The sequence below is a fragment of the Rhizobacter sp. P2_H3 genome, assembly GCF_056403355.1.
The window spans coordinates 1-1,487 of the sequence record NZ_JBFUFQ010000473.1; the positions used below are offsets into that span (position 1 = coordinate 1).

The 1,487-nt window shown below is 75.6% G+C and carries 1 protein-coding gene; it reads left to right on the forward strand.

Features of this window, described 5'->3' with window-relative positions:
• Positions 1–1,391 (forward strand): hypothetical protein (locus AC1D1T_RS32430; protein ID WP_477993460.1); only part of this gene is annotated, 1,391 nt, incomplete at its 5' end.
• Between the last annotated feature and the right edge of the window lie 96 nt (positions 1,392–1,487).

Genomic DNA, 1,487 nt, shown 5'->3' on the forward strand with positions numbered 1-1,487 from the left:
CCATCGGCCGTGCCACTGCCTGGCCCTGCCGCGCCTGCGGCGCTGCCCTCGACCCGGCCCGCGACACGCAGTGCGGGCACTGYGGCCACATCGTCGTCGCCCAGGACCTGCCGGACATCGACCCACTGCTGGCGGCGGCCGAAGCCGATCTCGCCGCGGCCGCCGAAGTCGAGGCGAAGCGCCTCGCGCGCTACCCCAGCACGCGCCGGCCGCGCACGCCGGCCGCGCCAGGCTCGGCAGCGGCACCTCAAACGCGCCGGTCGATTCTGTCCGGCTGGACGCCGCTGCTGGCTGCTCTCGCGGCGGCGCTGGCGCTCGCCGTGTTCGTCCTCGCCGATCTGCACGGGCCGGGGCGCGACCCGATGGAAGCCCTGCGCGAGCAGCGGCTGGGCGCCCGCCCGGGGTCGGCCTGGGCCTTGCTGCCGGTGTGGCGCGAGCTGGCCCCCGGCGACCGCAACGGCCTGCAGGCGCTGCGCCGCGGGCTCTTCGCGGTGCACCTGCGCCAGCTCGCCGGGGAGCACCTGCCGGCCACCGCGACACTGGGGCAGGTCATCGACGACACGCTGCCGCAGGCCGCGCGGTACCGCGACATCACCGGCCGCTGGCAGGCCGAGCTGTCGCGCAGCCTGAAGATCGACCCGGTGGCCGGCGAGCCGCCGCTGGGCGACGAAGCCGCGGAGTTCGGCGGGCGCCTCGCGCCGGCGGCACCGAACGTGTGGATCCAGTCCCCATCGCGCACGGCCGCGCTGTGGGGCCTGACGGTGCAGAACAGCGGCAGCTTCACCATCCTGGCCCACAAGCTCGCCGTGCGGATCCCGCTCAGCTACCGGTCGGGCGTGAACTGGCGCTGCCACCCGGCGCGCGGTGCGAATCCGGTGCTGGCGCCCGGCGCCAGCGTGACCTTGTTCTGCCGCACGACGGTGTCGCCGTCGGACCAGGACGACACCTGGCGCACCGCGATGCAGAAGCTGCGCGCCGGCGAGGCGACGGACCTGCAGTGGAGCGACGAGGCCTTGCAGACACCGGGCGGCTTCGACGCCGCCACCGACCGGCTGGTCGCCGACGCGTTGAAGGGCCCGGCCGCGCAGCCGCCCCGACGCAGCTGGGGCGAGCGATGGTCGATGCTGACGACGCCGCGCCGCCACTTGCTGCTGCTGGCCGGGTTGATCGCCGCCTTCGCGCTGTTCTGCACGCTGGCCCGCCTGCAGGGCGAGCGCCGTGCGGTCATCGCGCTGCTGCTGGTCGGCGCGGTGGGCAGCTTCCTGGGCGGGCGCGGAGAAGGCGCGGCGTCGGTGCTGCTGGTCGGCATGTACCTCGTGCTGTCGATCGGGCTCGTCTTCGGCTTCGCGTTCGGCGCGCGCCTGTACACAGGGCTGTTCTTCCGGCGCTAGGGCGCCGGCCGCTACGCTTCCTGCCCCGGCGCGCGCCGGCCGGACGCCGCGGTGCCGAGCGCGCCGAGCACGCCGCCCAGCACCAGCACGTACCAC